At 66.6% G+C, this 24230-nt stretch carries 24 protein-coding genes; 2 read left to right on the top strand and 22 right to left on the bottom strand.

Features of this window, described 5'->3' with window-relative positions:
• Positions 1-37 precede the first annotated feature (37 nt).
• The 16 genes from bioD to ACOABP_RS09605 form a co-directional block, all read right to left on the bottom strand.
• Entirely contained in the window at positions 38-787 is a 750-nt protein-coding gene (bioD, locus tag ACOABP_RS09680; RefSeq protein ID WP_474224776.1) for a dethiobiotin synthase, read from the bottom strand.
• On the bottom strand, positions 784-2004 hold the full coding sequence (gene bioF / locus ACOABP_RS09675; protein ID WP_474224775.1) for an 8-amino-7-oxononanoate synthase: 1221 nt from the start codon (positions 2002-2004) through the stop codon (positions 784-786). Before bioF ends, bioD begins: the two co-directional genes overlap by 4 nt.
• A complete protein-coding gene (bioA, locus tag ACOABP_RS09670) occupies positions 1994-3364 on the bottom strand; it encodes an adenosylmethionine--8-amino-7-oxononanoate transaminase (protein WP_474227805.1) in 1371 nt (456 codons plus the stop codon). The genes bioF and bioA overlap by 11 nt, the downstream gene beginning before the upstream one ends.
• 381 nt (positions 3365-3745) lie before the next feature.
• On the bottom strand, positions 3746-4534 hold the full coding sequence (locus tag ACOABP_RS09665; RefSeq protein ID WP_474224774.1) for an enoyl-CoA hydratase/isomerase family protein: 789 nt from the start codon (positions 4532-4534) through the stop codon (positions 3746-3748).
• Between the two features lie 23 nt (positions 4535-4557).
• Positions 4558-5484, bottom strand: coding sequence for a dienelactone hydrolase family protein (locus ACOABP_RS09660; protein ID WP_474224773.1), 927 nt, complete (start codon positions 5482-5484; stop codon positions 4558-4560).
• A gap of 46 nt (positions 5485-5530) precedes the next feature.
• On the bottom strand, positions 5531-7138 hold the full coding sequence (locus ACOABP_RS09655; protein ID WP_474224772.1) for a carboxyl transferase domain-containing protein: 1608 nt from the start codon (positions 7136-7138) through the stop codon (positions 5531-5533).
• A gap of 70 nt (positions 7139-7208) precedes the next feature.
• Positions 7209-7643: a YchJ family metal-binding protein gene (locus ACOABP_RS09650; protein ID WP_474224771.1), complete on the bottom strand. Its 435-nt coding sequence runs from the start codon at positions 7641-7643 to the stop codon at positions 7209-7211.
• Positions 7640-8326 (bottom strand): HAD family hydrolase, encoded by a 687-nt coding sequence (locus ACOABP_RS09645; RefSeq protein ID WP_474224770.1) that lies wholly within the window; start codon positions 8324-8326, stop codon positions 7640-7642. The genes ACOABP_RS09650 and ACOABP_RS09645 overlap by 4 nt, the downstream gene beginning before the upstream one ends.
• Positions 8323-8982 carry a DsbA family protein gene (locus ACOABP_RS09640; RefSeq protein WP_474224768.1) on the bottom strand — a complete coding sequence of 220 codons (660 nt, stop codon included), beginning with the start codon at positions 8980-8982 and terminating at the stop codon, positions 8323-8325. Before ACOABP_RS09640 ends, ACOABP_RS09645 begins: the two co-directional genes overlap by 4 nt.
• A 51-nt stretch (positions 8983-9033) precedes the next feature.
• On the bottom strand, positions 9034-10164 hold the full coding sequence (locus ACOABP_RS09635) for an acyl-CoA dehydrogenase family protein (RefSeq protein WP_291451543.1): 1131 nt from the start codon (positions 10162-10164) through the stop codon (positions 9034-9036).
• Positions 10165-10176: 12 nt separating this feature from the next.
• Positions 10177-10857, bottom strand: a complete 681-nt coding sequence (locus ACOABP_RS09630; RefSeq protein ID WP_474224766.1) for an SDR family oxidoreductase — start codon at positions 10855-10857, stop codon at positions 10177-10179.
• A gap of 43 nt (positions 10858-10900) precedes the next feature.
• On the bottom strand, positions 10901-12091 hold the full coding sequence (locus ACOABP_RS09625; protein WP_474224764.1) for an acetyl-CoA C-acetyltransferase: 1191 nt from the start codon (positions 12089-12091) through the stop codon (positions 10901-10903).
• 42 nt (positions 12092-12133) lie between these two features.
• Positions 12134-12805, bottom strand: coding sequence for a carbonate dehydratase (gene can / locus ACOABP_RS09620; RefSeq protein ID WP_474224762.1), 672 nt, complete (start codon positions 12803-12805; stop codon positions 12134-12136).
• Positions 12802-14613, bottom strand: a complete 1812-nt coding sequence (aceK, locus tag ACOABP_RS09615; protein WP_474224760.1) for a bifunctional isocitrate dehydrogenase kinase/phosphatase — start codon at positions 14611-14613, stop codon at positions 12802-12804. The genes can and aceK overlap by 4 nt, the downstream gene beginning before the upstream one ends.
• 110 nt (positions 14614-14723) lie before the next feature.
• Positions 14724-15905, bottom strand: a complete 1182-nt coding sequence (locus ACOABP_RS09610; RefSeq protein ID WP_066734889.1) for an isovaleryl-CoA dehydrogenase — start codon at positions 15903-15905, stop codon at positions 14724-14726.
• A gap of 136 nt (positions 15906-16041) precedes the next feature.
• The gene (locus ACOABP_RS09605; protein ID WP_474224758.1) at positions 16042-16467 is read right to left on the bottom strand and encodes a MerR family transcriptional regulator; all 426 of its coding nucleotides are present in this window, start codon (positions 16465-16467) and stop codon (positions 16042-16044) included.
• 179 nt (positions 16468-16646) lie between these two features.
• Between ACOABP_RS09605 and ACOABP_RS09600 the strand changes: the two genes are divergently transcribed.
• Positions 16647-17723 (top strand): MBL fold metallo-hydrolase, encoded by a 1077-nt coding sequence (locus ACOABP_RS09600; protein ID WP_474224757.1) that lies wholly within the window; start codon positions 16647-16649, stop codon positions 17721-17723.
• A gap of 21 nt (positions 17724-17744) precedes the next feature.
• Here ACOABP_RS09600 and ACOABP_RS09595 read toward each other — a convergent pair whose 3' ends face one another.
• The 5 genes from ACOABP_RS09595 to argS form a co-directional block, all read right to left on the bottom strand.
• Positions 17745-18572: a helical backbone metal receptor gene (locus tag ACOABP_RS09595; RefSeq protein ID WP_474227804.1), complete on the bottom strand. Its 828-nt coding sequence runs from the start codon at positions 18570-18572 to the stop codon at positions 17745-17747.
• Positions 18572-19369, bottom strand: a complete 798-nt coding sequence (locus tag ACOABP_RS09590) for an SDR family oxidoreductase (protein ID WP_474224756.1) — start codon at positions 19367-19369, stop codon at positions 18572-18574. The genes ACOABP_RS09595 and ACOABP_RS09590 overlap by 1 nt, the downstream gene beginning before the upstream one ends.
• 158 nt (positions 19370-19527) lie before the next feature.
• Positions 19528-20166: a thiol:disulfide interchange protein DsbA/DsbL gene (locus ACOABP_RS09585; RefSeq protein WP_474224755.1), complete on the bottom strand. Its 639-nt coding sequence runs from the start codon at positions 20164-20166 to the stop codon at positions 19528-19530.
• Between the two features lie 113 nt (positions 20167-20279).
• Positions 20280-21017 (bottom strand): SPOR domain-containing protein, encoded by a 738-nt coding sequence (locus ACOABP_RS09580; protein ID WP_474224753.1) that lies wholly within the window; start codon positions 21015-21017, stop codon positions 20280-20282.
• Between the two features lie 54 nt (positions 21018-21071).
• Positions 21072-22892 carry an arginine--tRNA ligase gene (gene argS / locus ACOABP_RS09575; protein ID WP_474224752.1) on the bottom strand — a complete coding sequence of 607 codons (1821 nt, stop codon included), beginning with the start codon at positions 22890-22892 and terminating at the stop codon, positions 21072-21074.
• A gap of 185 nt (positions 22893-23077) precedes the next feature.
• Between argS and ACOABP_RS09570 the strand changes: the two genes are divergently transcribed.
• Positions 23078-23398: a DUF1840 domain-containing protein gene (locus tag ACOABP_RS09570; protein ID WP_474224751.1), complete on the top strand. Its 321-nt coding sequence runs from the start codon at positions 23078-23080 to the stop codon at positions 23396-23398.
• 344 nt (positions 23399-23742) lie between these two features.
• Here ACOABP_RS09570 and ACOABP_RS09565 read toward each other — a convergent pair whose 3' ends face one another.
• Positions 23743-24162, bottom strand: a complete 420-nt coding sequence (locus ACOABP_RS09565; protein WP_474224750.1) for a DUF883 family protein — start codon at positions 24160-24162, stop codon at positions 23743-23745.
• Positions 24163-24230: the final 68 nt, after the last annotated feature.

Raw genomic sequence — 24230 nt, 5'->3', positions numbered from 1 at the left:
GTTCGGGGAATACGTATTCGGTTTCACGATGCGCGGGTCAGGCGTGACGCGGCGCGGCGAAGTTGGAGGCTGCAACCGGCGGCATGCTGGCCAGCAGCGGCGCAAGGTCCAGGTGCTGGGCGGCAACGGCCGGCGCCACTTGCCAGGGCAGTTCGCCCAGCATCGGTGCGTCCAGCGCGTCCTGCAGCGTGACGATGTTCTCGGTGGGCAGCAGCATGTCGGGGTCGATGCGGTTGGCAATCCAGCCGGCCAGCCTCAGGCCGCGTGCGCGCACCGCCTCGGCGGTCAGCATCGCGTGGCTCAGGCAGCCCAGCCGCACGCCCACCACCATGATCACGGGCAGGTCCAGCATCACGGCCAGGTCGGCGGTATTCCACCGCACCGCGCCCACGTCCAGCGGCACGACAAAGCCGCCCACGCCCTCCACCACCACGGCATCGGCCTTGGTGCACAGCGAGTCGAACGCGGCACGGATCGGCCCGCGCGTGATGCGCTCGCCTTCCAGCGCGGCGGCCAGGTGCGGCGACGCCGGCGTGCGGAAGAAGAACGGGCACATCTCTTCCTGCGGCACGATCACCGAGCCCGCCGCACGCAGCTGGTCGACATCGTCGTTCTGCCAGCGGTCATCGAGCCACTCGCCGCCGGCTGCCACGGGCTTCATGCCCACCGTGCTGTAGCCGGCCCCGTGCAGGGCGTGCAGCAGCGTGGCGGTGGCGTGGGTCTTGCCCACGCCGGTGTCGGTTCCCGTGACGAAGCAGGCAAAGCGCTCCGGCTTGTTGGCAATCATGCGGCCTCCTTGTGCCGGCGCGGCATGGCGCGTGCGATGGCGTCGAGCAGGCGCGCCACGTCGGCGGCCGTATGCGAGGCCGACAGCGTGATGCGCAGCCGCGCCGTGCCGGCCGGCACCGTGGGCGGACGAATCGCACCCACGCGGATGCCGTCGGCCTCCAGCGCCGCCGACAGCGCCAGCGATGCCGCGTTGTCGCCCACGATCAGCGGCTGGATCGCGGTATCGCTGTCGCCCAGCGTCCAGCCCGCCTGCGCGGCCAGCGCCGCCAGGCCCTGGCGCAATTGCGCGATCAGGTCGGCGAGGTGCGCGCGCCGGCTGTGCCCTTCCTCGCCAGCGATGATTTCCAGGCTGGTCAGCAACGCGTGCGCCACGGCCGGCGGCGCGGCCGTCGTATAGATATACGGACGCGCCGTGTTGACCAGGTGTTCGATGACCGTCTCGTGCGCCGCCACGAAGGCACCGGCGACGCCGGCGGCCTTGCCCAGCGTGCCGATATAGATCAGCCGTTCGGAGCGCAGGCTCAGGTGCTCCAGCACGCCATGGCCGTTGTCGCCCAGCACGCCAAAGCCGTGTGCGTCGTCGACGATGATCCATGCGTCGTGGCGCTCGGCCAGCGCCAGCAGCGCGGCCAGCGGTGCCAGGTCGCCATCCATGCTGAACACGCTGTCGGTGACGATCAGCTTCAGCTTGCCCTGGCTGGCCTGCAGCAGCGCATCGAGCGCCTGCGTGTCGCCGTGCGGGTAGCGCTGCACGTCGGCCTTGGCCAGACGCGCGCCATCGATCAGCGACGCATGGTTGAGCGTCTCGCAGAACAGCGTGGCATCGGCCGTGCCCAGCGATGTCAGCACCGCCAGGTTCGCCATGTAGCCGGTGCAGAAGTACAGCGCCTGCGCCTGCGGGATATATGGCGCCATCCAGCGCGCCAGTTCGTGCTCCAGCTGGGCATGGGCCAGCGAGTGGCCGCTGACCAGGTGCGAGGCGCCGCTGCCGGCGCCGTAGCGGTGCGCGCCGTCGGCCAGTGCATGGGCGATCGACGCGTGATTGGCAAGCCCCAGGTAGTCGTTGCTGCAGAAGGTCAGCAGCGGCGTGGGCGTGGCATCGACAGCGCCGACCGACTGGTGCGGTGCGCAAGCGGTATGGGCGATGCGCCGGCGGCGCGTCAGCGCCTTGGCTTCACGTTCCGCAGCGGCGCGTTTCAGGTGGTCAAGCAGCATGGCGTGCCTCCTCGTCAGGTGCCAGTACTGCCTGCAGCGTGACCAGCAATTGCTCGCCGAGCCAGTTGGCCAGCGCGGCGTCGAATACATAGGGCGGCATCACATACAGCGTGTTGCCGATCGGCCGCGCCAGCACGCCGCGCTCGCGTGCGGCCAGGTGGAAGCGCGCGGCAAAGTCGGGGCCGGCCGCCTCGGGGTCGATATCGGCAGCCCAGATCATGCCGCGCTGGCGCACGTGGCTCACGCGGGGGTCTGCGGCAATGCCGGCCATCGCTTGGGCCAGCCATTGCGCACGCTCGCGGTTGCGGGCCAGCACGTCGTCGGACGCGAACAGGTCCAGCGTAGCCAGTGCCGCACGGCAGGCCAGCGGGTTGCCCGTGTACGAATGCGAATGCAGGAAGCTGCGCGCGATGTCGTCGGCCACGAAGGCGCGCTGGATTTCCGGGCGCGACAGCACCAGCGACAGCGGCAGGTAGCCGCCCGTGATGCCCTTCGACAGGCACAGGAAATCGGGCCAGGCATGCGCCGGCACAGCCTCGCCGCCGCGCGCCTGTTCCCACGCGAAGAATGTGCCGGTGCGGCCGCAGCCTACGGCGATCTCGTCGGCGATCAGGTGCACGCGATAGCGGTCGCACAGCGCACGGGCACCTTCCAGATAGGACGGGTCGTACATCGCCATGCCGGCGGCGCCCTGCACCAGCGGCTCGACGATCAGCGCGGCGATCTGGCCGGCGCGCTCGCGCAGCAGCGCTTCCAGCTCGGCCAGCGCGCGTGCTGCCACATCGGCGGCAGACTCGCTGCGGCCGGCCTGGCGCGCATCGGGCGACATCACCACATGGGCGCGGCGCGTGAGCGGGTCGTAGGCGTCGCGGAAGATCTCCACGTCGGTCACGGCCAGCGCGCCCATGGTTTCGCCGTGGTAGCCGTGGCGCAGGCACACGAATTCGCGCTTGGCCGACAGGCCCGTGTTGCGCCAGTAGTGGAAGCTCATCTTGAGCGCGATTTCCACGGCCGACGCGCCGTCAGACGCATAGAACGCATTGCCCAGTACGCCGCCGGTCAGCGCTTCGAGCCGCTCGGCCAGTTCCACGGCCGGTGCGTGGGTGCAGCCGGCCAGCATCACGTGCTCAAGCGTGTTCAGTTGCGCGACCAGTGCGGCGTTGATCGCCGGGTTGGCATGGCCGAACAGGTTGACCCACCACGAGCTGATGGCGTCGAAATAGCGGCGGCCATCGGTATCGATCAGCCACGGCCCTTCGCCACGGGCGATAGCCAGCGGCGGCTCGTTGTCGGCCGCGTCAGGGCGCAGGCGCGTGCACGGATGCCAGACGGCCTGCTGGCTGCGTGCCGCAAGCGTCATGTCATCGACGGCGGCGCCGGCGGTATTGGGGACAGGATGTGTCAAGGGGACCCTCCTTTGATTGCCAGGTCCGCCCATGCCGGCGCCAGTCACGGCAAGGCCGGGACGCGCTGGGGCTGCGGGCGGATTGGGGAAGCTCATGTTAGGAAGGTCGGTCTTGTCTTGGCAAACCGGGCGCAGTCAGCGCGTTAGCATCAGGTTGAGCGAAATAGCGCGATGTTGCCGGCCGCCGTGCCGTGCATGGCACCTGGAATCGCGCTTCTCGCGGGTAACGTCTGGCAAATGTCTGCTAAAAAATTCTGTTGTGGCTACCGTCTTTGCAAGCTTCTGGTTGCTCCCCTTTCCCAATGGTGGGAGAGGGGCGAACACCTGCGGCCAGCCCTACTGCGGTTTCCACGATGGCGCGCGCTTTTCCAGGAACGACCGCACGCCCTCGCGCCCTTCCTCGGACGCCCGGATCGCCGCGATCCGGTTGGCGGTATCGGCCAGCAGGTCGCTGTCGATCTCGCGGCCGGCCACATCCTGCACCAGCCGCTTGCTCTCGCGCACGGCATTGGGGCTGTTGCCCGCCAGCGTGGCGGCGATCTCGGCCACCTTTTCGTCCAGGTCCTGCGGCGGCACCACCGCGTGCAGGAATCCCAGGCGCAGCGCCTCGGCGGCATCGAACCGCTCGGCGGTAATGAAATAGCGGCGCGCCGCCTGCTCGCCCATCGCACGGATCACATAGGGGCTGATCGTGGCGGGCAGCAGGCCCAGCTTTGCCTCGGACAGGCAGAAGTTGGCCGTGGCCGACGCCACCGCGATATCGCAGGCCGCCACCAGGCCCATGCCGCCGGCGTAGGTGTCGCCCTGGACTCGCGCGATCACGGGCTTGGGGCAGACCCAGACCGTGTGGAGCATCTGCGCCAGCGTCAGCGCATCGGCACGGTTCTCGTCGTCCGAGTAGCCGGCCATCTTCTTCATCCAGTTCAGGTCGGCGCCCGCGCAGAACGCGGGGCCATTGCCGGTCAGCACGATGGCCCGCACCTCGGGCGTGTCGCCCAGCGCCCGGAAGGCGCCCGTCAGCTCGGCAATGACCGTCTCGTTGAACGCATTGCGCACATCGGGCCGGTTCAACGTGACCGTGGCGATATGGCGCTCGGCGGTCACTGAAAGCGTCGTGAATTGCATGTCTCCTCCTGGTGCCTGGATTGTCAGGATGTCTGGCCGGCGGTCTTCGTTCTGGCGGGCTGGGTCCGTTCGGGGATCTCGTCGAACGGCAAGCCCAGGTGCCGGAAGAACGCGTCCACCTCTGGCAGCCACACGGCCACGCCGGCATGGTTGCTGAACAGGCGGTGCGAATCGCCGTCGAACTCGCCCACGTCGACGAAGCGCGCATCCTTTGCCGCTCCGCTGGCGCTGGCCTTGTAGCTGTTGAACATGCGCTCGGGCAGCGGCCACGGCCAGTAGCTGTCGTTGTCGCCGTAGATCCACAGCGACGGATAGCGCGCCCCGCGCCCGTAGTCGCCAAATGCGTCGATCAGGTTGTTCTCCCAGCCCACGCAGTTATCGTTGCGCAGGCCGCCCGCGAAATTGACCACGCCCACCACGCCGGGGTAGCCCATGGCCGACAGCGCCATGGTCGACAGGCCGCCATGCGACTGGCCGATGACGACGATGCGCGTGGCATCGACATAGGGCTGCTGCACCAGGTAATCCAGCGCCGCCACCACGTCCTCGGCCTGCATCATGCCGTTGCCGCGCACGTCGCAGCTGCCGCCCACGTACTGCCCACCCGATTTGGAAAACCCCTGCCGCATCGGCAGCGCCACCACATAGCCGCGCCGCACGAACTCGGCCGTCTGCGCGGCAAATCGCGCGCGGCCCTGGAACGCGGGCTTGCCCGGCGACTTGCCGTGGTTGATCACCACCATCGGGAACGGCCCTTCGCCGGCCGGCCGGAAGATCGTGGTCTCCAGGTCGACGGTGGCTTCCATTCCCACCTTCGGCACCATTACCACCTGCTCGACCGACTGCGCCGGCATCGCCACCTGCGCGATGGCCGGCCCGCACCACACGATGCAGGACAACGCGGCCAGCGCAACCACTGCGCGGCAGGTGGAGGGAACAACACGGGACATGACAACAACCAACCTTCCAGAAAAAACCAATCAAACTACAAAAAAACTACATGCGGAACACGCCGAACTTCATGTCGCCGATGGGCGCATTGAGGCTGGCGGAAAGGCCGAGGCCCAGCACGGTACGCGTCTGCGCGGGGTCGATGACGCCATCGTCCCAAAGCCGCGCGCTGGCGTAGTACGGATGGCCCTGGCGCTCGTACTGGTCGCGGATCGGGGCCTTGAATGCTTCTTCCTCGTCGGCGCCCCACTGGCCGCCTTTCGCCTCGATGCCGTCACGGCGCACCGTGGCCAGCACGCTGGCCGCCTGTTCGCCACCCATCACCGAGATGCGCGCGTTCGGCCACATCCACAGGAAGCGCGGCGAATAGGCGCGGCCGCACATGCCGTAGTTGCCGGCACCGAACGAGCCACCGATGATCACCGTGAACTTGGGCACCTGGGCCGTGGCCACGGCCGTCACCATCTTGGCGCCGTTGCGCGCGATGCCTTCGTTCTCGTACTTGCGGCCCACCATGAAGCCGGTGATGTTCTGCAGGAACACCAGCGGAATCTTGCGCTGGCAGCACAGCTCGATAAAGTGCGCGCCCTTGAGCGCCGACTCCGAGAACAGGATGCCGTTGTTGGCGATGATGCCCACCGGGTAGCCCCAGATCCGCGCAAAGCCGCAGACCAGCGTGGTGCCGTAGCGCGCCTTGAATTCGTCGAATTCCGAGCCATCGACGATGCGGGCGATGACCTCGCGCACGTCGTACGGCTTGCGCGTGTCGGTGGGGATCACGCCATACAGTTCTTCCACCGGGTACAGCGGTTCCTGCGGTTCGTGCAGGCGGATCTGGTCCGGCTTGCGGCGATTCAGGTGCTGCACGATATTGCGGGCCAGCGACAACGCGTGATGGTCGTTCTGCGCGAAGTAGTCGGCCACGCCCGACAGCCGGGTATGCACATCGGCGCCACCCAGGTCTTCGGCGCTGACTTCCTCGCCCGTGGCCGCCTTCACCAGCGGCGGGCCGCCCAGGAAGATGGTGCCCTGGTTCTTGACGATGATCGACTCGTCGCTCATCGCCGGCACATAGGCGCCACCGGCCGTGCACGAGCCCATCACCACGGCGATCTGCGGAATGCCCTTGGCCGACAGGTTCGCCTGGTTGTAGAAGATGCGGCCGAAGTGGTCACGGTCCGGGAACACGTCGTCCTGGTTCGGCAGGTTGGCGCCGCCCGAATCCACCAGATAGATGCACGGCAGGTTGTTCTGCTCGGCGATTTCCTGTGCGCGCACATGCTTCTTGACCGTCATCGGGTAGTACGTGCCGCCCTTGACCGTGGCGTCGTTGCAGACGATCACGCACTCTTGCCCGGCTACACGCCCGATGCCGGTGATGACGCCCGCGCCGGGGGCTGCATTGTCGTACATGTCGTACGCGGCCAGTTGCGACAGCTCCAGGAACGGCGTGCCCGGATCAAGCAGCTGCTGCACGCGGTCGCGCGGCAGCAGCTTGCCGCGGCCCAGGTGCTTGGCACGGGCATCCTCGCCGCCGCCTTCGGCCAGCTTCGCGACCTTCTGCCTGAGGTCGGCCACCAGCGCCTGCATGGTCTCGGCATTGGCCTTGAACGATTCCGAGCGTGCGTTCAGTTTGGTTTCCAGCGTGGGCATGTCTCTTCCTGTGTTCTCTTGCTTGTCGTGCCAGTTCAGCCGGTAACGTGCGCCGCGCGGGCGCCGCACGTCATTCCTTTCCTTCCTGTTCCTTCAGGTCGCCATCCACGTAGAGCCAGCGGGCCGGCGTGCCGGACTCGCGCGGCTCGAAGACAAAGCGGCTCAGCTCTTCCAGCCGGTGGGCGCGCCCGCCCACCTTGTAGCGCGCCACGAAGGCCACCGTGGCGTGCGTGTCGTCCTGCTGCACGTGGGACTTCACCGTCAGCCCGAGCCAGCGCGTACCGGCATCGGCCGACAGGTCCTGCGGACACGTCGATACATGCCAGGTCTGCCGCAGCCAGCTTTCGTCGCCCAGCACATAGGCGCTATAGCGCGAGCGCATCAGCGCCTCGGCCGTGGGCGGCACCGCCTCGCCACGGTGAAAGCGGCCGCAGCACGTGGCATAGGCGCCATTGCCGCAGGGGCAAGGTTCCGCGCTGGCACCGGACTGGCGCTTTGTGGTCATCCGATCAGCTCCGGCAGGTCGCGCATGTCGGTGAAGATGGTCTTCACGCCCACCGCCCGCAGTTCGTCGGCATCGGTGCGCGCGGCATAGCCGAACACGGTCATGCCCGCGGCCACGCCGGCGGTGGCGCCGGTGGGACTGTCTTCCACCACGGCGCAGCGCGACGGCTCCACGCCCATCGTGCGCGCGGCCAGCAGGTAGACGTCCGGTGCGGGCTTGCTGTGATCGACCTCGGTGGCCGAGAAGATATGCTCGCGCTGGTCCTGCGGGTCGACGAACAGCTCCAGCAGGTCGGTATGCGTCAGCTGCAGCTTGACCTTGATACGGTCCGCGCCCGATGCCACGCACACCGGCAGGCCACGCGCCTTGATCGACTCGATGGTCTGGCGGATATGCGGCACGGCTTCCAGTTCCTCGATCAGCGCGGCGTCGCGCCGCACGAACCATTCGGACAGGAAATTGCGCGGCAGCGGCTTGCCGAGACGGGCCTCGATATTGCCCAGCTCGTCGCGCACCGCACGGCCCAGGAACCACTTCATGGATTCCTCGAGCGTGATCTCGATGCCAAGCTCGTTGAGCACGCGGTTCAGCACGCGATGGACGATCGGTTCGCTGTCGACGAGAACACCGTCACAGTCGAAGATCACGCAATCGAAGCGTGCGGCCTGGTTTGCTGCGGTCATGCGGGTTTCTTTTCCTTGTTGAGTTCGTTGCCGCCGACGGCGCGCAGTTCGGTCTGCCGCCGGCTCTTCAGGTGGGCCTCGATCTGCTCGAAGCGGTCGAAGCCCCAGAACGGTTCGCCGTCGATGATCACGAACGGCGAGCCAAAGACGCCCTTGGCCATCGCCACGTCGATCTCGGCCTTCAGCTGGTCCTTGATCTCGTAGCTCGTGGCGCCCTCGTTCATTGCCACCGGGTCGACGCCCAGTGCCTCGGCCAGCTTCGCCAGCTCGGCCGGCTCGGCGATGTTCAGGTCGTCGACGAACAGCGCGCGGTACACGGCCTTGGCGAACGCGGCGGCCAGGTCGGCGCCGTGATGGTTCTGCAGCCACAGCATGGCGCGGGCGGCGTGCTGCGTCGGCAGCGGGAAGTGCGTCGGGCGCTTGTAGTCGATGCCGTGGAACTGCGCGGTGCGCTCGAAATCGCGCCAGCAATACTCGCCCTTGAGCGGGATCGACGGCAGCGGCGACGAGCCGGTGGTCTTGAACACCACCCCCAGCAGCACCGGATGCCACATCACGCCGCGGCCGTACTTCTGGGCCAGCTCGTCGATGCGGGTGCTGGCAAAGTAGCCGTAGGGCGAGGAGAAGTCGAAGTAGAAATCGATCGGTGCGGTCATCGCGAGGGGCTCCGGTTTGGGTGCGACGGTTTCAGGGGAACGTCTGGTATGTCAGCCAAGCGCGCGGGCGATCAGGATCTTCTGGATGTCGCTGGTACCTTCGTAGATCTGGCACACGCGCACATCCCGATAGATCCGTTCGACCGGGAAATCGTTCACATAGCCGTAGCCGCCGAACACCTGGATCGCGTCCGAGCATACGCGCTCGGCCATTTCGCTGGCGAACAGCTTGGCCATGGCGGCTTCTTTGAGGCAGGGCCGGCCGGCGTCCTTGAGCGAGGCGGCGTGCCAGACCATCTGCCGCGCCACGTCGATCTGGGTCGCCATGTCGGCCAGGCGGAACTGCACGGCCTGGTGCTGGAACAGCGGCTGGCCGAAGCTCTCGCGCTCCTTGGCATAGGCCAGCGCGGCGTCGAATGCGGCGCGCGCCATGCCGATACTCTGCGACGCAATGCCGATACGGCCCCCTTCGAGCCCCGACAGCGCCATCTTGTAGCCCGCCCCTTCCTCGCCCAGCAGGCAGTCGGCGGGGATGCGGCAGTCCTCGAACACGATCTGGGCGGTGTCCGACGAATGCTGCCCGAGCTTGTCTTCCAGGCGGGCCACGATATAGCCGGGCGTGGACGTCGGCACCACGAAGGCGCTGATGCCGCGCTTGCCGGCCGCCTTGTCGGTCACGGCCATCACGATCGCCACATCGGCATGCTTGCCGCTGGTGATGAACTGCTTCACACCGTTCAGCACGTAGTGGTCGCCATCGCGCGTGGCCGTGGTGCGCAGCGCTGAGGCGTCGGAGCCGACATGCGGCTCGGTCAGGCAGAACGCGCCAAGCATCTCCCCACGGGCCAGCGGCACCAGCCAGCGCTGCTTCTGCGCATCGTTGGCAAAGGCCATCAGCATGCTGCAGACGGGGCAGTTGTTGACGCTGATGACGGTGGACGTGCCGCCGTCTCCGGCCGCAATCTCTTCCAGGATCAATGCCAGCGACAGGTAGTCGAGCCCGGCCCCGCCCAGTTCCTCGGGCACGGCCACGCCGTAGGCGCCCAGGCGCGCCAGTTCCTTGTGCACGTCCTTGGGGAAGGTCTTGTCGCGATCCCACTGCGCGGCCTGCGGCGCAATGACGTCCTGCGCAAACTGGCGCACGGCGTCACGAATCATTTCCTGCTCGGGGGTCAGCAGCATGAGCGTCGGTCCTTACCAGGGGATAGCCGTGCCATCGTAGTTGTGGAAGCTGCCGTTGTCGTTGTGCGTCAGGCCGGCCAGCGTGCGACGCATGCCGGTCACGCTCTGCTGCGGCGTCAGGTCGGCGTTCGGGCCGCCCATGTCGGTCTGCACCCAGCCCGGATGCAGCGCCACGCAGATCGCATGGCGCGCGTCCAGCGACACGCTCTTGAGCACCGCGTTGGCCGCCGCCTTGCTGATGCGGTACATCCATGCGCCGTTGCTGTCCATCCCGCCGATACTGCCCATCTTCGATGACAGTACGGCCAGCACGCCGCCCCGGCCGTGATTGCCGGTCTCGACGAACGGCAGCACCAGTGGCAGGGCCATCATCGGCCCCAGCACATTGGTGTGCATCACGGCGTCGAACTCCTGCTGCGCGATGGGCTGCGCGCCTTCGGTGCGCGGGCCGATCACGCCGGCGTTGTAGATCGCCACGTCGAACGACTCGCCATCGAGCTTCCAGCCCAGGCCCGCCACCGCACCGGCGTCGGTCAGGTCGATCTGGTGGGCTTCGGCGCCCAGCGCCTTGAGCGCTTCCACGCCTTCGGCGCTGCGCGCGGCAGCTACCACGCGCCAGCCATCGGCGCGGTACTGCCGGACGAATTCAAGGCCAAGACCTCGGGAAGCACCAAGAACGAGCGCGGTAGGCATGGCGAAACTCCTGCTTGTTGTAGTGTGTGGTGGTCAGTGCCGATCAGACGAGTTCGATCCCGACAGCGGTGGCTTCGCCCCCGCCGATGCAGAGGCTGGCCACGCCACGCTTGCCGCCGGTCTTGCGCAGCGCGCCGATCAGCGTGGTCATGATGCGCGCGCCCGACGCCCCGATCGGATGTCCCAGCGCGCAGGCCCCGCCATGGATGTTGACCTTGTCATGCGGAATCTTGAGGTCGTGCATGGCGGCCATCGGTACGACGGCGAACGCTTCGTTGATCTCGAACAGGTCCACGCTGTCGGTGGTCCAGTCCAGCTTGCGGTACAGCCTGGCGATGGCCTCGACCGGCGCGGTCGTGAACCAGCCCGGCGCCTGTGCGTGCGACGTATGGCCCAGCATGCGCGCGATCGGCAGCAGGCCCAGTTGCTTCGCGGTGGACTCGCGCATCATCACCAGCGCGGCGGCGCCGTCGTTGATCGACGAAGACGATGCGGCGGTGATCGTGCCGTCCCGGGCAAAGGCCGGCTTCAGCGACGGAATCTTGTCCACCTTGATGCGGCGCGGACCTTCGTCGGTGTCGATGACCGTGTCGCCACCCTTGCCCGACACCGTGACCGGCGTGATCTCCCAGCGGAAATCGCCAGCCTCGGTGGCGCGCTGGGCGCGGCGCACCGATTCCATCGCAAAGGCATCCTGCTGCTCGCGCGTGAACTGGTATTTGGCGGCACAGTCCTCGCCGAACGTGCCCATGGCGCGGCCCTTGTCGTAGGCATCCTCCAGGCCGTCCAGCATCATGTGGTCGTAAATCATGCCGTGGCCGATACGGTAGCCGCCACGGCCCTTCGGAATCAGGTACGGCGCGTTGGTCATGCTTTCCATGCCACCCGCCACGGCGATATCGAACGAGCCGGCCAGCAGGCCGTCGTAGACCGACATGGCCGCCCGCATGCCCGAGCCGCACATCTTGTTGACCGTGGTACAGGCCACGTCCAGCGGCAGCCCCGCGCCCAGCGCGGCCTGCCGCGCTGGCGCCTGGCCCTGCCCGGCCGGCAGCACGCAGCCGAATACCACTTCCTGCACCTGCTCCGGCTTGATACCGGCACGCTCCACGGCGGCGCGGATGGCCGCGGCGCCAAGCTGGGGTGCCGTCAGACTGCTCAGTTCGCTCTGGAACGCACCCATCGGGGTGCGCGCGGCGGAAACGATGACGATCGGGTCGTTCGGGTTTTGCATGTCTGTGTCTCCTCGAAGCAGGTAGGCTTCAGTCGTAGTCGATCAGCGAATCGATGCTTGTGGCGGATCGCCGTATTGCTGCAGGGCGGCCGCAATCTGCGCCTGCAATTCGTCATTGTTGCTGGCGGCCATGCCCAGGTCGCGCAGCAGTCCGTCGGACACGCCGTAGATCCAGCCATGCACGGTCACCTGCTGCCCACGGTCCCAGGCGTCCTGCAGCACGGTGGTCTGGCAGATGTTGTTGACCTGCTCGATCACGTTCAGCTCGCACAGGCGCGTGTGGGCGTCGTCCTCGCGCAGCACGGTGCCCAGGTAGGCCGAATGCTTGTCGGCCACGTCCTGCACGTGGCGCAGCCAGTTGTCGCACAGGCCCACGCGCTCGCGCTTGAGCGCCACCTTGACGCCGCCGCAGCCATAGTGGCCCACCACGGTGATGTGGCGCACCTTCAGCACTTCCACGGCGAACTGGATCACCGACAGCGCGTTGAGGTCGCTGTGCGAGATCACATTGGCGATATTCCGATGGACGAACACCTCGCCCGGTGCCAGGCCCAGGATCTGGTTGGCAGGCACGCGCGAATCGGAGCAGCCGATCCACAGGTATTCGGGCGCCTGCTGGTTGGCCAGGCGGGTGAAGAATGTCGGGTCTTCCGCGTTGACGCGATCTACCCACTCGCGATTGTTGCGGAACAGTTGGGCGATGGCATCACTCATGCTGCCCTCCTTGCGTTGTCGATTGTTGCTGCGCCGTAGCGGTGAATGAAGCGTTCTTGTTGTGGATAGGCAAAGAAGTCATGTACATGGCCGGCCAGCAGCCGGTCCTTGTGTTGCTGCCACATGGCAGCGTCAAAGAAATCGGAATGGTGCCGCAGGAACGCGGCCCGCACGCGCGGATCCCCGAGCAGGAACGTGCGATAGGTCTCCGGGAAGATGTCGTGCGGATGTACGGTGTACCACACCTCGCCGGACATTTCCTCTTCCTCGTTGCGCGGCTCAGGTACCCGCCGGATATTGCAGTCGGTCAGGTACTCGATTTCGTCGTAGTCGTAGAACACCACCCGGCCGTGCCGGGTGACGCCGAAATTCTTGTAGAGCATGTCGCCGGGGAAAATGTTCGCGGCAATCAGCTCCTTGATGGCATCGCCATATTCCTGGATGCCGTGGTCCACCTGGGCGTCGGTGCCTTCCTGCAGCCAGATGTTCAGCGGGGTCATGCGCCGTTCGATATACAGGTGGCGCACCACGATCTCGTCGCTGCCGTCGCTGCTGCGCTGGTATTCGAGCATCGACGGCACATGCCGGGTCAGCTCGCGCAGCAGCGCGTCGTCGAAGCGCGACAGCGGGAAGGCCACATCCGAATATTCCAGCGTATCGGCCATGCGGCCCACGCGGTCGTGTTGCTTCACGAGCTGGTACTTCGATTTCACCAGGGCGCGCGTGGTTTCCTTGGGCGCCGGGAATTCGTCGCGGATCACCTTGAATACATAGGGGAACGACGGCAGCGTGAACACCAGCATCACCAGCCCCTTGATGCCGGGCGCCACCACGAACTTGTCCGACGAATGCTGCAGATGGTGCAGGAAGTCGCGGTAGAACAGGTTCTTGCCCTGCTTCTGCAGCCCCAGCGAGGTGTAGATCTCCGCCCGCGACTTGCGCGGCAGCAGGTCGCGCAGAAAGGTCACGTACGCCGACGGGATCTCCATGTCGACCAGGAAATAGGCATGTGCGAACGAGAACAGCACCAGCAGCTGTTCGGGGCGCAGCAGCACCGAGTCGAGCACCAGCTTGCCGGACGGCCCGTGCACCACCGGAATCGCCATCGGATACGTCTGGTCGCCGTTCAGCACCCGGCCGATGATGAACGCCGTCTTGTTGCGGAAGAACAGCGAGGACAGCGTATGCACCTGGAAATTCGCGGCCACGCGGAATTCCCCGGCGTGCTCGTCGAGCGCGCGCAGCACGTAGCCGACGTCGCGCTTCAGGTCCTCGAACGGCACGTCGAGCTGGAAGTTGTGGACGATCCGCTCGAAGCAGGCGGCCATGCCCTCGCGGCTGCCCGGGTAATAGGCCCGATAGGTGGGCCGGGTGGGCGATTCCTCGTTCTCGATGTACTCGGTCGAGACGGCCGGGCGCACGAAGATGAAGTCGTTGTTGAAGTACGAGCGATGCAGGATGCGCGTACAGACCGAGTTGAAGAAGGTCTCGGCCAGTTCGGGCTGGTGGTGGTTGGTCAGCAGGCCGATGTAGTGGAGCTTGATCTGCTGCCAGATATCGTCGTCGATACGCTCGGCGTCGTACTCGTCCTGCAGCGTCTCCACGGCCTCGCGCACCCGGTCGTTGTAGAACGCGATGCGGTCGCGCTGCAGCGCCTGCAGGCCATGCCAGTCGCAGGCCTCGAAGCGAGCCTTGGCCGTGACGCCGGCCTCGCGGAACAGGCGGTAGTGCTTGTCGAATCCGTCCAGCATGGTCCGCGCCACATCGTAGGCAATCTGCGAAGCGAGCAGCTTGGGAAAGGGGGACATGACTCGAAAGTTCCGGACGAACGGGAGAACGGCTGGCAGTCGAAATTGTAATGGCGTTCGGTACTTACCCTCGGGTAATCCCAGAACGCCTCCGGGATCACTTTTCGGGCTTACATCGTCTCCGCGAACAACTCGCGGCCAATCAGCATGCGGCGGATTTCCGAGGTGCCCGCACCGATCTCGTACAGCTTGGCATCACGCCACAGGCGCCCCACCGGGTATTCGTTGATATAGCCGTTGCCGCCCAGGATCTGCACCGACTCGCCGGCCATCCACGTTGCCTTTTCGGCGGTGTACAGGATCACCGCGGCGCAGTCCTTGCGCACCTGGCGCACGTGGTCGGTGCCCAGCGCGTCCAGGTTCTTGCCCACTGTGTACAGGTAGCTGCGGGCCGCCTGCAGCGTCGTGTACATGTCGGCCACCTTGCCCTGGATCAGCTGGAATTCGCCGATGCTCTGGCCGAACTGCTTGCGGTCGTGGATATACGGCGTGACCACGTCCATGCACGCCTGCATGATGCCGACCGGGCCGCCGGAGAGCACCGCGCGTTCGTAGTCCAGCCCGCTCATCAGCACCTTGGCGCCGCCGTTTTCGGCCCCGAGGATGTTCTCCACCGGCACCTCGACGTCCTGGAACACCAGTTCGCCCGTGTGCGAGCCGCGCATGCCGAGCTTGTCCAGCTTCTGCGCCACCGAGAACCCCTTCATGCCCTTTTCGACGATAAAGGCAGTCATGCCGCGCGCGCCCAGGTCGGGCTCGGTCTTGGCGTAGACCACCAGCACGTCGCAGTCGGGGCCGTTGGTGATCCACATCTTGGTGCCGTTCAACACGAAGCGGTCGCCCTTGAAATCGGCACGCAGCTTCATGCTGACCACATCGGACCCGGCGTTCGGCTCGCTCATGGCCAGCGCGCCAATCCATTCGCCAGATACCAGCTTCGGCAGGTACTTCGCCTTCTGCGCGGCCGTGCCATTGCGGTGGATCTGGTTCACGCACAGGTTCGAATGGGCGCCGTACGACAGGCCCACCGACGCCGACGCGCGGCTGATTTCCTCCATCGCGATCATGTGGGCCAGGTATCCCATGTTGGCACCGCCGTACTCCTCGGCCACGGTGATGCCCAGCACGCCCAGGTCGCCCATCTTCTTCCAGGCGTCCATTGGGAACTGGTCGGTGCGATCGATCTCGCCGGCGCGCGGCGCCAGTTCGGCCTGGGCCCAGCTGCGCACCGATTCGCGCAGCATCTCGATGTCTTCGCCAAGGTCGAATTTGAGGCCCGGAAGTTCGGTCATGGTGTTGTCTCCTGGTTCTGTCGCTGGATCTGCCGTGGATCGCGCAGGGTTCGGTATGGGTATGTCGGAGCTATTTTATTGACGTTTACGTAAACGTCAATTGGAGTTGCCACGAAGCGTCGACTTCGCGGCAGGATCAGGCCGTGCGGGTGTGGCCGGCGTCATGGTGTGCCGCCAGCAGCGCCTTGCACTGGCGTTCATGCTGGTCGATTTCGGCCAGCTGGGCTTGCAGGTCGTCCAGTTGCCGCTCCAGCGTGCCGCGGTGCTGGGCCAGTAGGTGCAGGAAGCGTTCGAGCTGAGGCGCCGTATCGCGTGGCGATTCGTAGAGATCCAGAATTTCGCGGATTTCATTGAGAGTGAGCCCTAACCTCTTACCGCGCAGCGTAAGCTTCAGCCGCGTGCGTTCGCGGCCGTTGTAGACGCGCTTGCGGCCGCTGGGCCCTTCCCGGTCAGGCGACAGCAGGCCCTGGTCCTCGTAGAAGCGGATCGCGCGCGGCGTTACTTCGAATTCGCGTGCAAGATCGGTAATCGTGTAGGTGGCGGAAGTTGGCTGGGCCGACATATGGCGTCCTGCTAAAAAATGAACGATCGTTCGCGGATTCGTTGCATGATCAACTTTTTCGTCTAAGATGACCGTGCATGATTTGCGAATTGACGTTAACGTTAGCGTCAACTGCTGCGCATGACAATCCGGACAAGAGCGTGCCCGTCGAGCACGCCGTTATTGACGAGACAAACCCCATGAACGCACTCGAACATCAGCTCCAATATCCGTTTGGCGACACCATGCCCGAACCGGGCACGCGTCAGGAAGTGGCGCCGGGCGTGTACTGGCTGCGCATGCCGCTGCCCTTTGCGCTGGACCACATCAACCTGTGGCTGCTGCGCGACCGTATCGACGGCCGCGATGGCTGGACCATCGTCGATTGCGGCATCACCAACGACACCATCCAGGCCCACTGGGAGACCGTTTTCGCCAACGAGCTGGAAGGCCTGCCCGTGCTGCGCGTGCTGGTCACGCATTGCCACCCCGACCACGTGGGCCTGGCGCACTGGATCTGCAAGCGCTGGGACGTACGGCTGTGGATGAGCCTGGGCGACTACATGTCGGCCCGCGTAATGGCCGGCGGCTCGGGCGTCGGCTCCAATGCCGGCGGCGACTTCGCGGCCAGCCACTTCGCGCGCCATGGCCTGACCGACCCCGACAATCTCGAAAAGCTGCGCGCCCGCAAGAGCTACTACCCGTCGCTGGTGCCCGACCTGCCCACCCAGTACCGCCGCCTGATGGACGGCGACACCGTGCAGATCGGCGCCGACCCGGCCACCGCGTCGTGGCGCGTCATCACCGGCTACGGCCACGCCCCCGAGCACGTGGCGCTGTACAACGCAGCCACCAACGTGCTGATCTCGGGCGACATGGTGCTGCCTCGTATTTCGACGAATGTGAGCGTGTTCGACATGGAGCCCGAAGCCAACCCGCTGCAGCTCTATCTCGATTCGCTGGGCAAGTACGACGACCTGCCCGACGACGTGCTGATCCTGCCGTCGCACGGCCGGCCGTTCCGCAATCTTCATACGCGGATCCTGCAGCTGCGCGAGCACCACGTCGACCGCCTGGCCGAAACGCTGGCCGCGTGCGCCGAAAAGCCGTGCAACGCGCACGATATCGTCGGGGTGATCTTCCGCCGCCAGTTCGACATCCACCAGCTGACGTTCGCGATGGGCGAAGCGCTGGCGCACTTGCACGCGCTGTGGCATCGCGGCGAACTGGTGCGGCAGGTGGGCGACGACGGCGTCGTCCGCTTTACCAAGGCCTGAGCGGCCTTGGCTGGCTGAGCGCTAGAAGCCCTCAGCCAGCGTCTTGAGGTAGCGCGCGCCGGCCACGGCGCGGCTGCCGTACCACGACAGCATTTCGCCATCCACCAGCAGCACCGGCTTGCCGATCTGCCGCTCCAGCGCGTCGGCATGGTCCTCGGTGAAGCGGTACGGCTCGGTGGACAGCAGCACGGCATCCAGGTCACGCACCAGGGCATCGCTCCAGCGGAAGGTCGGATAGCGCTCGCCGGCCGCGTTCGGGCGGCTGCAATCGCCATCGACGCACGCCTGCGGCGCCGCATCGGGCCACGTAGCCCAGTTCACCAGCGCCAGCATCTGGCTGATATAGGTGTCGCGCGACACCGTCATCCATGGATCCTGCCAGATCGCATAGAGCACGCGGCGTGCCGGCCATGGCCTTGCGCGCAACGCGTCGAGCGCGGCCCGCAGTTCGGCCGCCAGGCGTTCCGACTCGGCCTGCCGCCCGAAGATGCCGCCCAGCAGCGCATAAAGCGCGAAATTGTCCTCTGGCCGGCATGGATGCGTGACGATCACGTGCGGCACGAAGCTTCGGATTTCCTCCACGGTCTCGCGCCGGTTCTCGTCGATATTGACGATCACATGCGTCGGCGCCAGCGCGCGCAGGCGGTCGAGCTTGACGTCCTTGGTGCCGCCCACCTTCGCCACGGCGCGTACAGCCGGCTCCGGATGGATGCAGAAGCCGGTGCGCGCCACGATCCAGTCAGCCAGCCCCAGGTCGAACAGCAGTTCGGTGATCGACGGCACCAGCGACGCGATGCGCACCGTGCCATCGGCCGGACCATGCACCTGTCCCACCGCATCGGTCCACATCATGCGCTCCGCGACTGGCGCGGCTTGCGCGGCGCGCGCCGGAACAGCGCGTCGTAGAGCCAGCGCGGCATCACGTGCAGCACCGACGCCACAACACCCATCTGCCACGGAATCACCGCAAAACGCGCGCCCGCGCCGATCTTGCGCACAGCCTTGCGGGCGAACACATCGGCGTCCATCAGGAACGGCATCCTGTACGGATTGTGCGCGGTCATCGGCGTACGGATATAGCCCGGCGCGATCGTCACCACGCGAATCCGCTCGTGCGACTGCTCCAGCCGCAGGCTCTCCAGCAGCTTGATCACGGCCGACTTCGACGCGCTGTACGCCCCGCCACCGGGCAGCCCGCGCACCCCTGCCACACTGGCGATACCGACCAGCGTGCCGCGCCAGCCGTCCGGCCCGGGCGGCTGCGCGCGCATGGGCTCCAGAAATGGCTGGAATGTGGTCAGCGTGCCGAACCAGTTGGTATCCATCACCGTGCGGAAGACTTCCAGGTCCTCGCGCTCGCTTGCGACGGTACCCACCGATACGCCCGCATTGGCGACGACCACATCGGGACATCCCACATTCGCCAGAAAGTCGGCCGCCGCCACGTTCATGGCGTCGGCGTCGCGGACATCGACGGCGTAGACCCGTACGGTGGCGGGATTGGGCAGGCTGGCGGCAAAGGCGCGAAGCGCGTCCTCACGTCGGCCCACCAGGCCAAGTATTGCGCCCTGCGCGGCATAGGCTCGGGCCAGGGCCTGTCCAATGCCGCTGGACGCGCCGGTCAGGAAGATTTTCTGGGGATTCATGGGTGGGAATATAGCGCGGGTGGCCGCCCGGGCTGGGTGCAAGGGCAGGGACTGGCGCGGCAATCTGTCGCAGATTGGCACACGCGCCAAAAGCAAAACAGCCCGGTGCATCGGCTGCACCGGGCTGTTGGTGTCGATCCGGCCGGGACGGCGGTCGATCAGAGCTTCTTGTCGCGCACACCCGTGACCAGGAAGTCCATTGCCTGGATGGCAGCGGACTTGGTGCCGGCGATCGACGGCGAGGTCTCGTACTTGCCTTGCACCACCACGGTCGGCACGCCATCGATCTTGTAGGCGTCGGCGATCTTGTTGGCGCGCTGCGCGTTGGTGGTCACCGAGAACGAGTTGTAGGTGTCCAGCCACTGCTTGCGGTCGATACCGTTGGCGGCCATGAAATCGGCGATCTCGTTGGTGTCGACCATGCGCTTGCGCTGCTTGTGGATGGCGTCGAACACCTTGGTGTGCATGGCGTCGACCTTGCCCAGCGATTCCAGCGCGTAGAAGATCTTCGTATGCGGCAGCAGGTCGTCACGGAAAGCCACCGGCACGCGCTTGAACACCACGTCCTTGCCCTGCTTCTTGATCCACGCTTCGAGCTCGGGCTCGAAGTCGTAGCAGTGCGGGCAGCCGTACCAGAAGAACTCGGTCACCTCGATCTTGCCGGCCGGCACCGGCTGCGGGGCTTTCAGAACCGTGTAGTCCTTGCCTTCCGTCGGCGCGGCCATGGCGGCGGGCGCGGACATCAGCAGGCCGCCTACGGCGGCAGCGGTGGCGATCAGTGCGGCGATTTTCTTCATGTCAGAAGGGCCTTACGGGTTGAACGTGCTCGACGAGCGATTGGATAGCGTCTAAGACCGGGACGGCGGCACATGGTTCGCACCCGCACCCCCGGTCAGAATATTTCGCTGGATTACTGTTTCGTGAAACGGATCACCGAGGCATCGAAACCGGCCGACTGCAGGCGGTCGCGCGCACGGTTCATGTCCTCGATCCGGTTGAACGGCCCCAGGCGGACGCGGTACATCTTCACGCCGTTGACGTCGCGATCGGTCACCTTGGCCTCGAAGCCCTGCATCGCCAGGTTGGCCTTCTGGCGGTCGGCGTCGTCCTGCGAGCGGAACGCGCCGACCTGCAGCAGGTAGCCCACCTTGTTGGCGTCGGCCTGGGCAATCTCGGCGATGGGATCGGCCACCGGCTTCTCGGCAGGACGCGCGGCCGGCTTTTCCGCCGGTTTTTCGGCCGGCTTGCTGGCCACCGCGCCGGTGCTGGCCGGCGCCTCGGCCGGACGGCTGGTCGCCACGGGCGGCTGCGCGGCCGGCTGTTCGGGCTGGCCCACCGGCTTGGCGGGCGTCTTGCTCCACAGCGGCTTGTTCGGATCGGCCGGCTCGGCGCCCGGCTGGGCCTGCTGCGCCTGCTGGGTCGGGTTGGGCAGCGCGCTGGCGACGTTGCCCGGCTCGGTCGGACGCGGCGCCGGGCCGTTGTTGCCATTGCCCTTGAACGGCGCCGGCGACTTGGTGATGTACAGCGCGATGACCACGGCAATGGCCAGGCCGACGATCAGCCCGAGCACCAGGCCCAGGAACGTGCCGCCACGCTGCGTCTGGCGATGGCGGACGGCGCGCAAGGCGCGCTTTGCATTGTGTTGCATGTAGTCCTCTTCGGTGTTGCCGGGGATTATAGAGCCAGTCCGATGACGCGAAGTTCAGGCCGCAGGCGTTTCCTGCTCCGGAGCACGGTCCATCCGTTGCGGCGCCGAGACGCCGATTACCGCCAGGCCGTTCTTGAGCACCTGCCGGGTGGCGGCCAGCAGCGCCAGGCGGGCCCGCTTGACCGTCTCGTCGTCCACCAGCACGCGGTCGGCGTTGTAGAACGCATGGAAGTCGCCGGCCAGGTCGCGCAGGTAGAACGCCACGGCGTGCGGCGCCAGTTCGCCGGCGGCGGCGGCCAGCATGTCCGGGAACTCGGCCAGGCGGCGGCCCAGCGCGATGGCCTGCGGGCTCACGTCGGCGGCGGTCACGGCCGCCAGGTCCACGCTTGCCAGCTCAGGCAGGCGTGCCTGCCAGTCGGCGCCGCCCCAGGCTTCGAAGATCGAGCAGATGCGCGCGTGGGCGTACTGCACGTAATACACCGGGTTCTCGTCGTTCTGCTTCAGCGCCAGGTCCACGTCGAACACGAACTCGGTGTCGGCCTTGCGCGACAGCAGGAAGAAGCGCACCGCGTCGCGGCCGCGCGTGAAGTGCGCCGGCCAGTCGGCCACGCCGGCTTCCAGGCAGCCGCGGATGGTCTCGTCGCCGCCGTTGCTCCATTCGATCAGGTCGCGCACGGTCACGTACGAGCCGGCGCGCTTGGAGATCTTCACCTCCTCCCCGTTCTTCATCACGGTGACCATCTTGTGCAGCACGTAGTCGGGGTAACCCTGCGGAATGCCGATGTCCAGGCCCTGCAGGCCGGCGCGCACGCGGGCGATGGTGCCGTGGTGGTCGCTGCCCTGCACGTTGATGACCTTGGCGAAGCCGCGCTCCCACTTGGTGGTGTGGTAGGCCACGTCCGGTACGAAGTACGTGTACGTGCCGTCGCTCTTCTTCATGACGCGGTCCTTGTCGTCGCCGTCGTCAGTGGTGCGCAGCCACAGCGCGCCTTCGCTCTCGTAGGTCTTGCCCTTGCCGATCAGCGACTGCACGGCGGCTTCCACACGGCCGTCGCTATACAACGACGATTCCAGGTAGTAGCGGTCGAACTTCACGCCAAACGCCTGCAAATCGATGTCCTGCTCGTTGCGCAGGTAGGTCACGGCGAACTTGCGGATCGACTCCAGGTCCTCGACGTTGCCCGAGGCCGTCACCGGCTCGCCGTCCGAGGCCGAGACCGTCTTGCCGGCCAGGAAGTCGGCGGCGATATCGGCAATGTAGTCGCCGTTGTAGGCCGATTCGGGCCAGCCGGCGTCGCCCGGCTTCAGGCCGCGTGCGCGTGCCTGGACCGACACGGCCAGCGTGTGGATCTGCACCCCGGCGTCGTTGTAGTAGAACTCGCGATGCACGGCCCAGCCTTGCCAGGCCAGCAGGTTCGCCAGCGCGTCGCCCAGCGCGGCCTGGCGGCCGTGGCCGACGTGCAGCGGGCCGGTCGGGTTGGCCGACACGAACTCCACCAGCACCTGGCCGTGCTCGCCGGCCGGGCGCGCGCCGTAGCGGTCGCCGTCACCCAGCACCGCGCGCAGCACCTCGGCGCGGGCGGCCGGGCTCAGGCGCAGGTTGATGAAGCCGGGGCCGGCGATCTCCAGGGCCGCCACCAGCGCCGATGCGCGCGGATCGGCCGTGACCGCGTCCACCACCTTCTGCGCCAGTTCGCGCGGGTTGGTCTTCAGCGCCTTTGCCACCTGCATGGCGATGTTGCACGCCAGATCGCCGTGAGCGGCCTGCTTGGGGCGCTCGAACGTGACCGCGGGCAGGGCGGCGTCGGCCGGGGCGAGCGCGCGCACGGCATCGGTGAACGCGGCGGCGAGTTGGGAGGTCTGAACAGGCAGCATGGATATCTGGGCCTTGGAAAGCTGGAATGCGTCCGGGCTCGGAGGGGCTGGAAAGTGAAGGCCCCGCCGCGTGCACCGGCAGTGGAAATCGGGAAACGCGGAATTTTATCAGGTGCTATGCTGACATCATGCGACGACCTGTGCGCCCAGCGCCAGTCATGTCGCCACTCGTGAAAGGAAACATCATGCTGATCACCTTCAAATCCCACGCGGCGCAGGACCTGATCATGATGAAGGATCTTGCCATCACGCTGCTTGGCATCATCGGCAAGCATCTGGGCGAACGCGGGGTGATCACGACCGAGGAAATGCCGGCGGCAATCCGCAAGCTGGAAGCCGCCGTGCAGGACGCCAAGAAGGTCCATCCCGCCGACACCACGGTACACCCTGGCCCGGACGACGACCGGGAAGACGAGCCGCTGCACCTGGGACAGCGCGCCTACCCGTTCCTGGACATGTTGCGCCTGTCGCAGAAGGAAGGCACCGACGTGATGTGGGGCGTCTGAGCCTGCATCGCCCCCCGGGCCTGATCGTTACCCACCGGCGCGCCCCGTAACAGCGCCGGTGCCCGCCTCTGAACGGCGGCCTGCCCGGGCCGCCAGCCCCGATTCGCCCAACCGCAGAAAGCCAATTGTAAGGTTGCGCGCCATGCATGCGTGGCGCGCAAAAAAGAACCCGGACACCGCTTGGTGCCCGGGCGTCCCGGATCAGGGATATATCCGGAAAGGGGGTTGCTGCAGGGGTAAGGGGAGAGACCCTTGAATTCGTACTGCCAACCTGCGTGTCTGTGTGCATCCCGTGGCGCCGGCGACCTGGCCGCCACGTGCGCCCTGGATCGCCCCGAACCGCGCTAGTCGCCGTTGCGCCGGCCGGCCAGCATCAGCCCGATACACGCACCGATCAGCGCGGCCACGCCTACCGCCTTGAGCGGCGACTCCACCACGCGCTGGCGGCCATTGTCGACGGCCACGTCCATCTGGTCGCGCGCCCAGTGCACGCCGTCGCGGCCACGCTCGCGCATGCGGTCGGACAATTCGTGGGCCCGGGCCCGCAGGCGGCGGCCGGCGGCCATGCCTTCGGCGGAGCCTTCGTGCGCCAGTACGTCGATGGTTTGCTGGAGTTGCGTGATCAGCGCCTTCACCTCGTCCGACACCGGCCCCACCGCATCGCGGGTATCGCGGGCGGCATGCCGGAGTTGGCGTACGGCCGAATCGGCGCTGTCTTGCAGATGGTTGATTTCCTTGCGGATCTTTGGATTCTGCGTGAGCATGGATACTCCTTTGTCCAGTCCCTGGCGGAGTTGCCCGCCGGTCCCCCGGTCAGGCAACGCGTGCTGCT

The organism is Cupriavidus sp. HE11 (assembly GCF_056097175.1).
The sequence above is the reverse complement of the archived record's forward strand: the minus strand, read 5'-3'. Positions and strand labels throughout refer to the sequence as shown.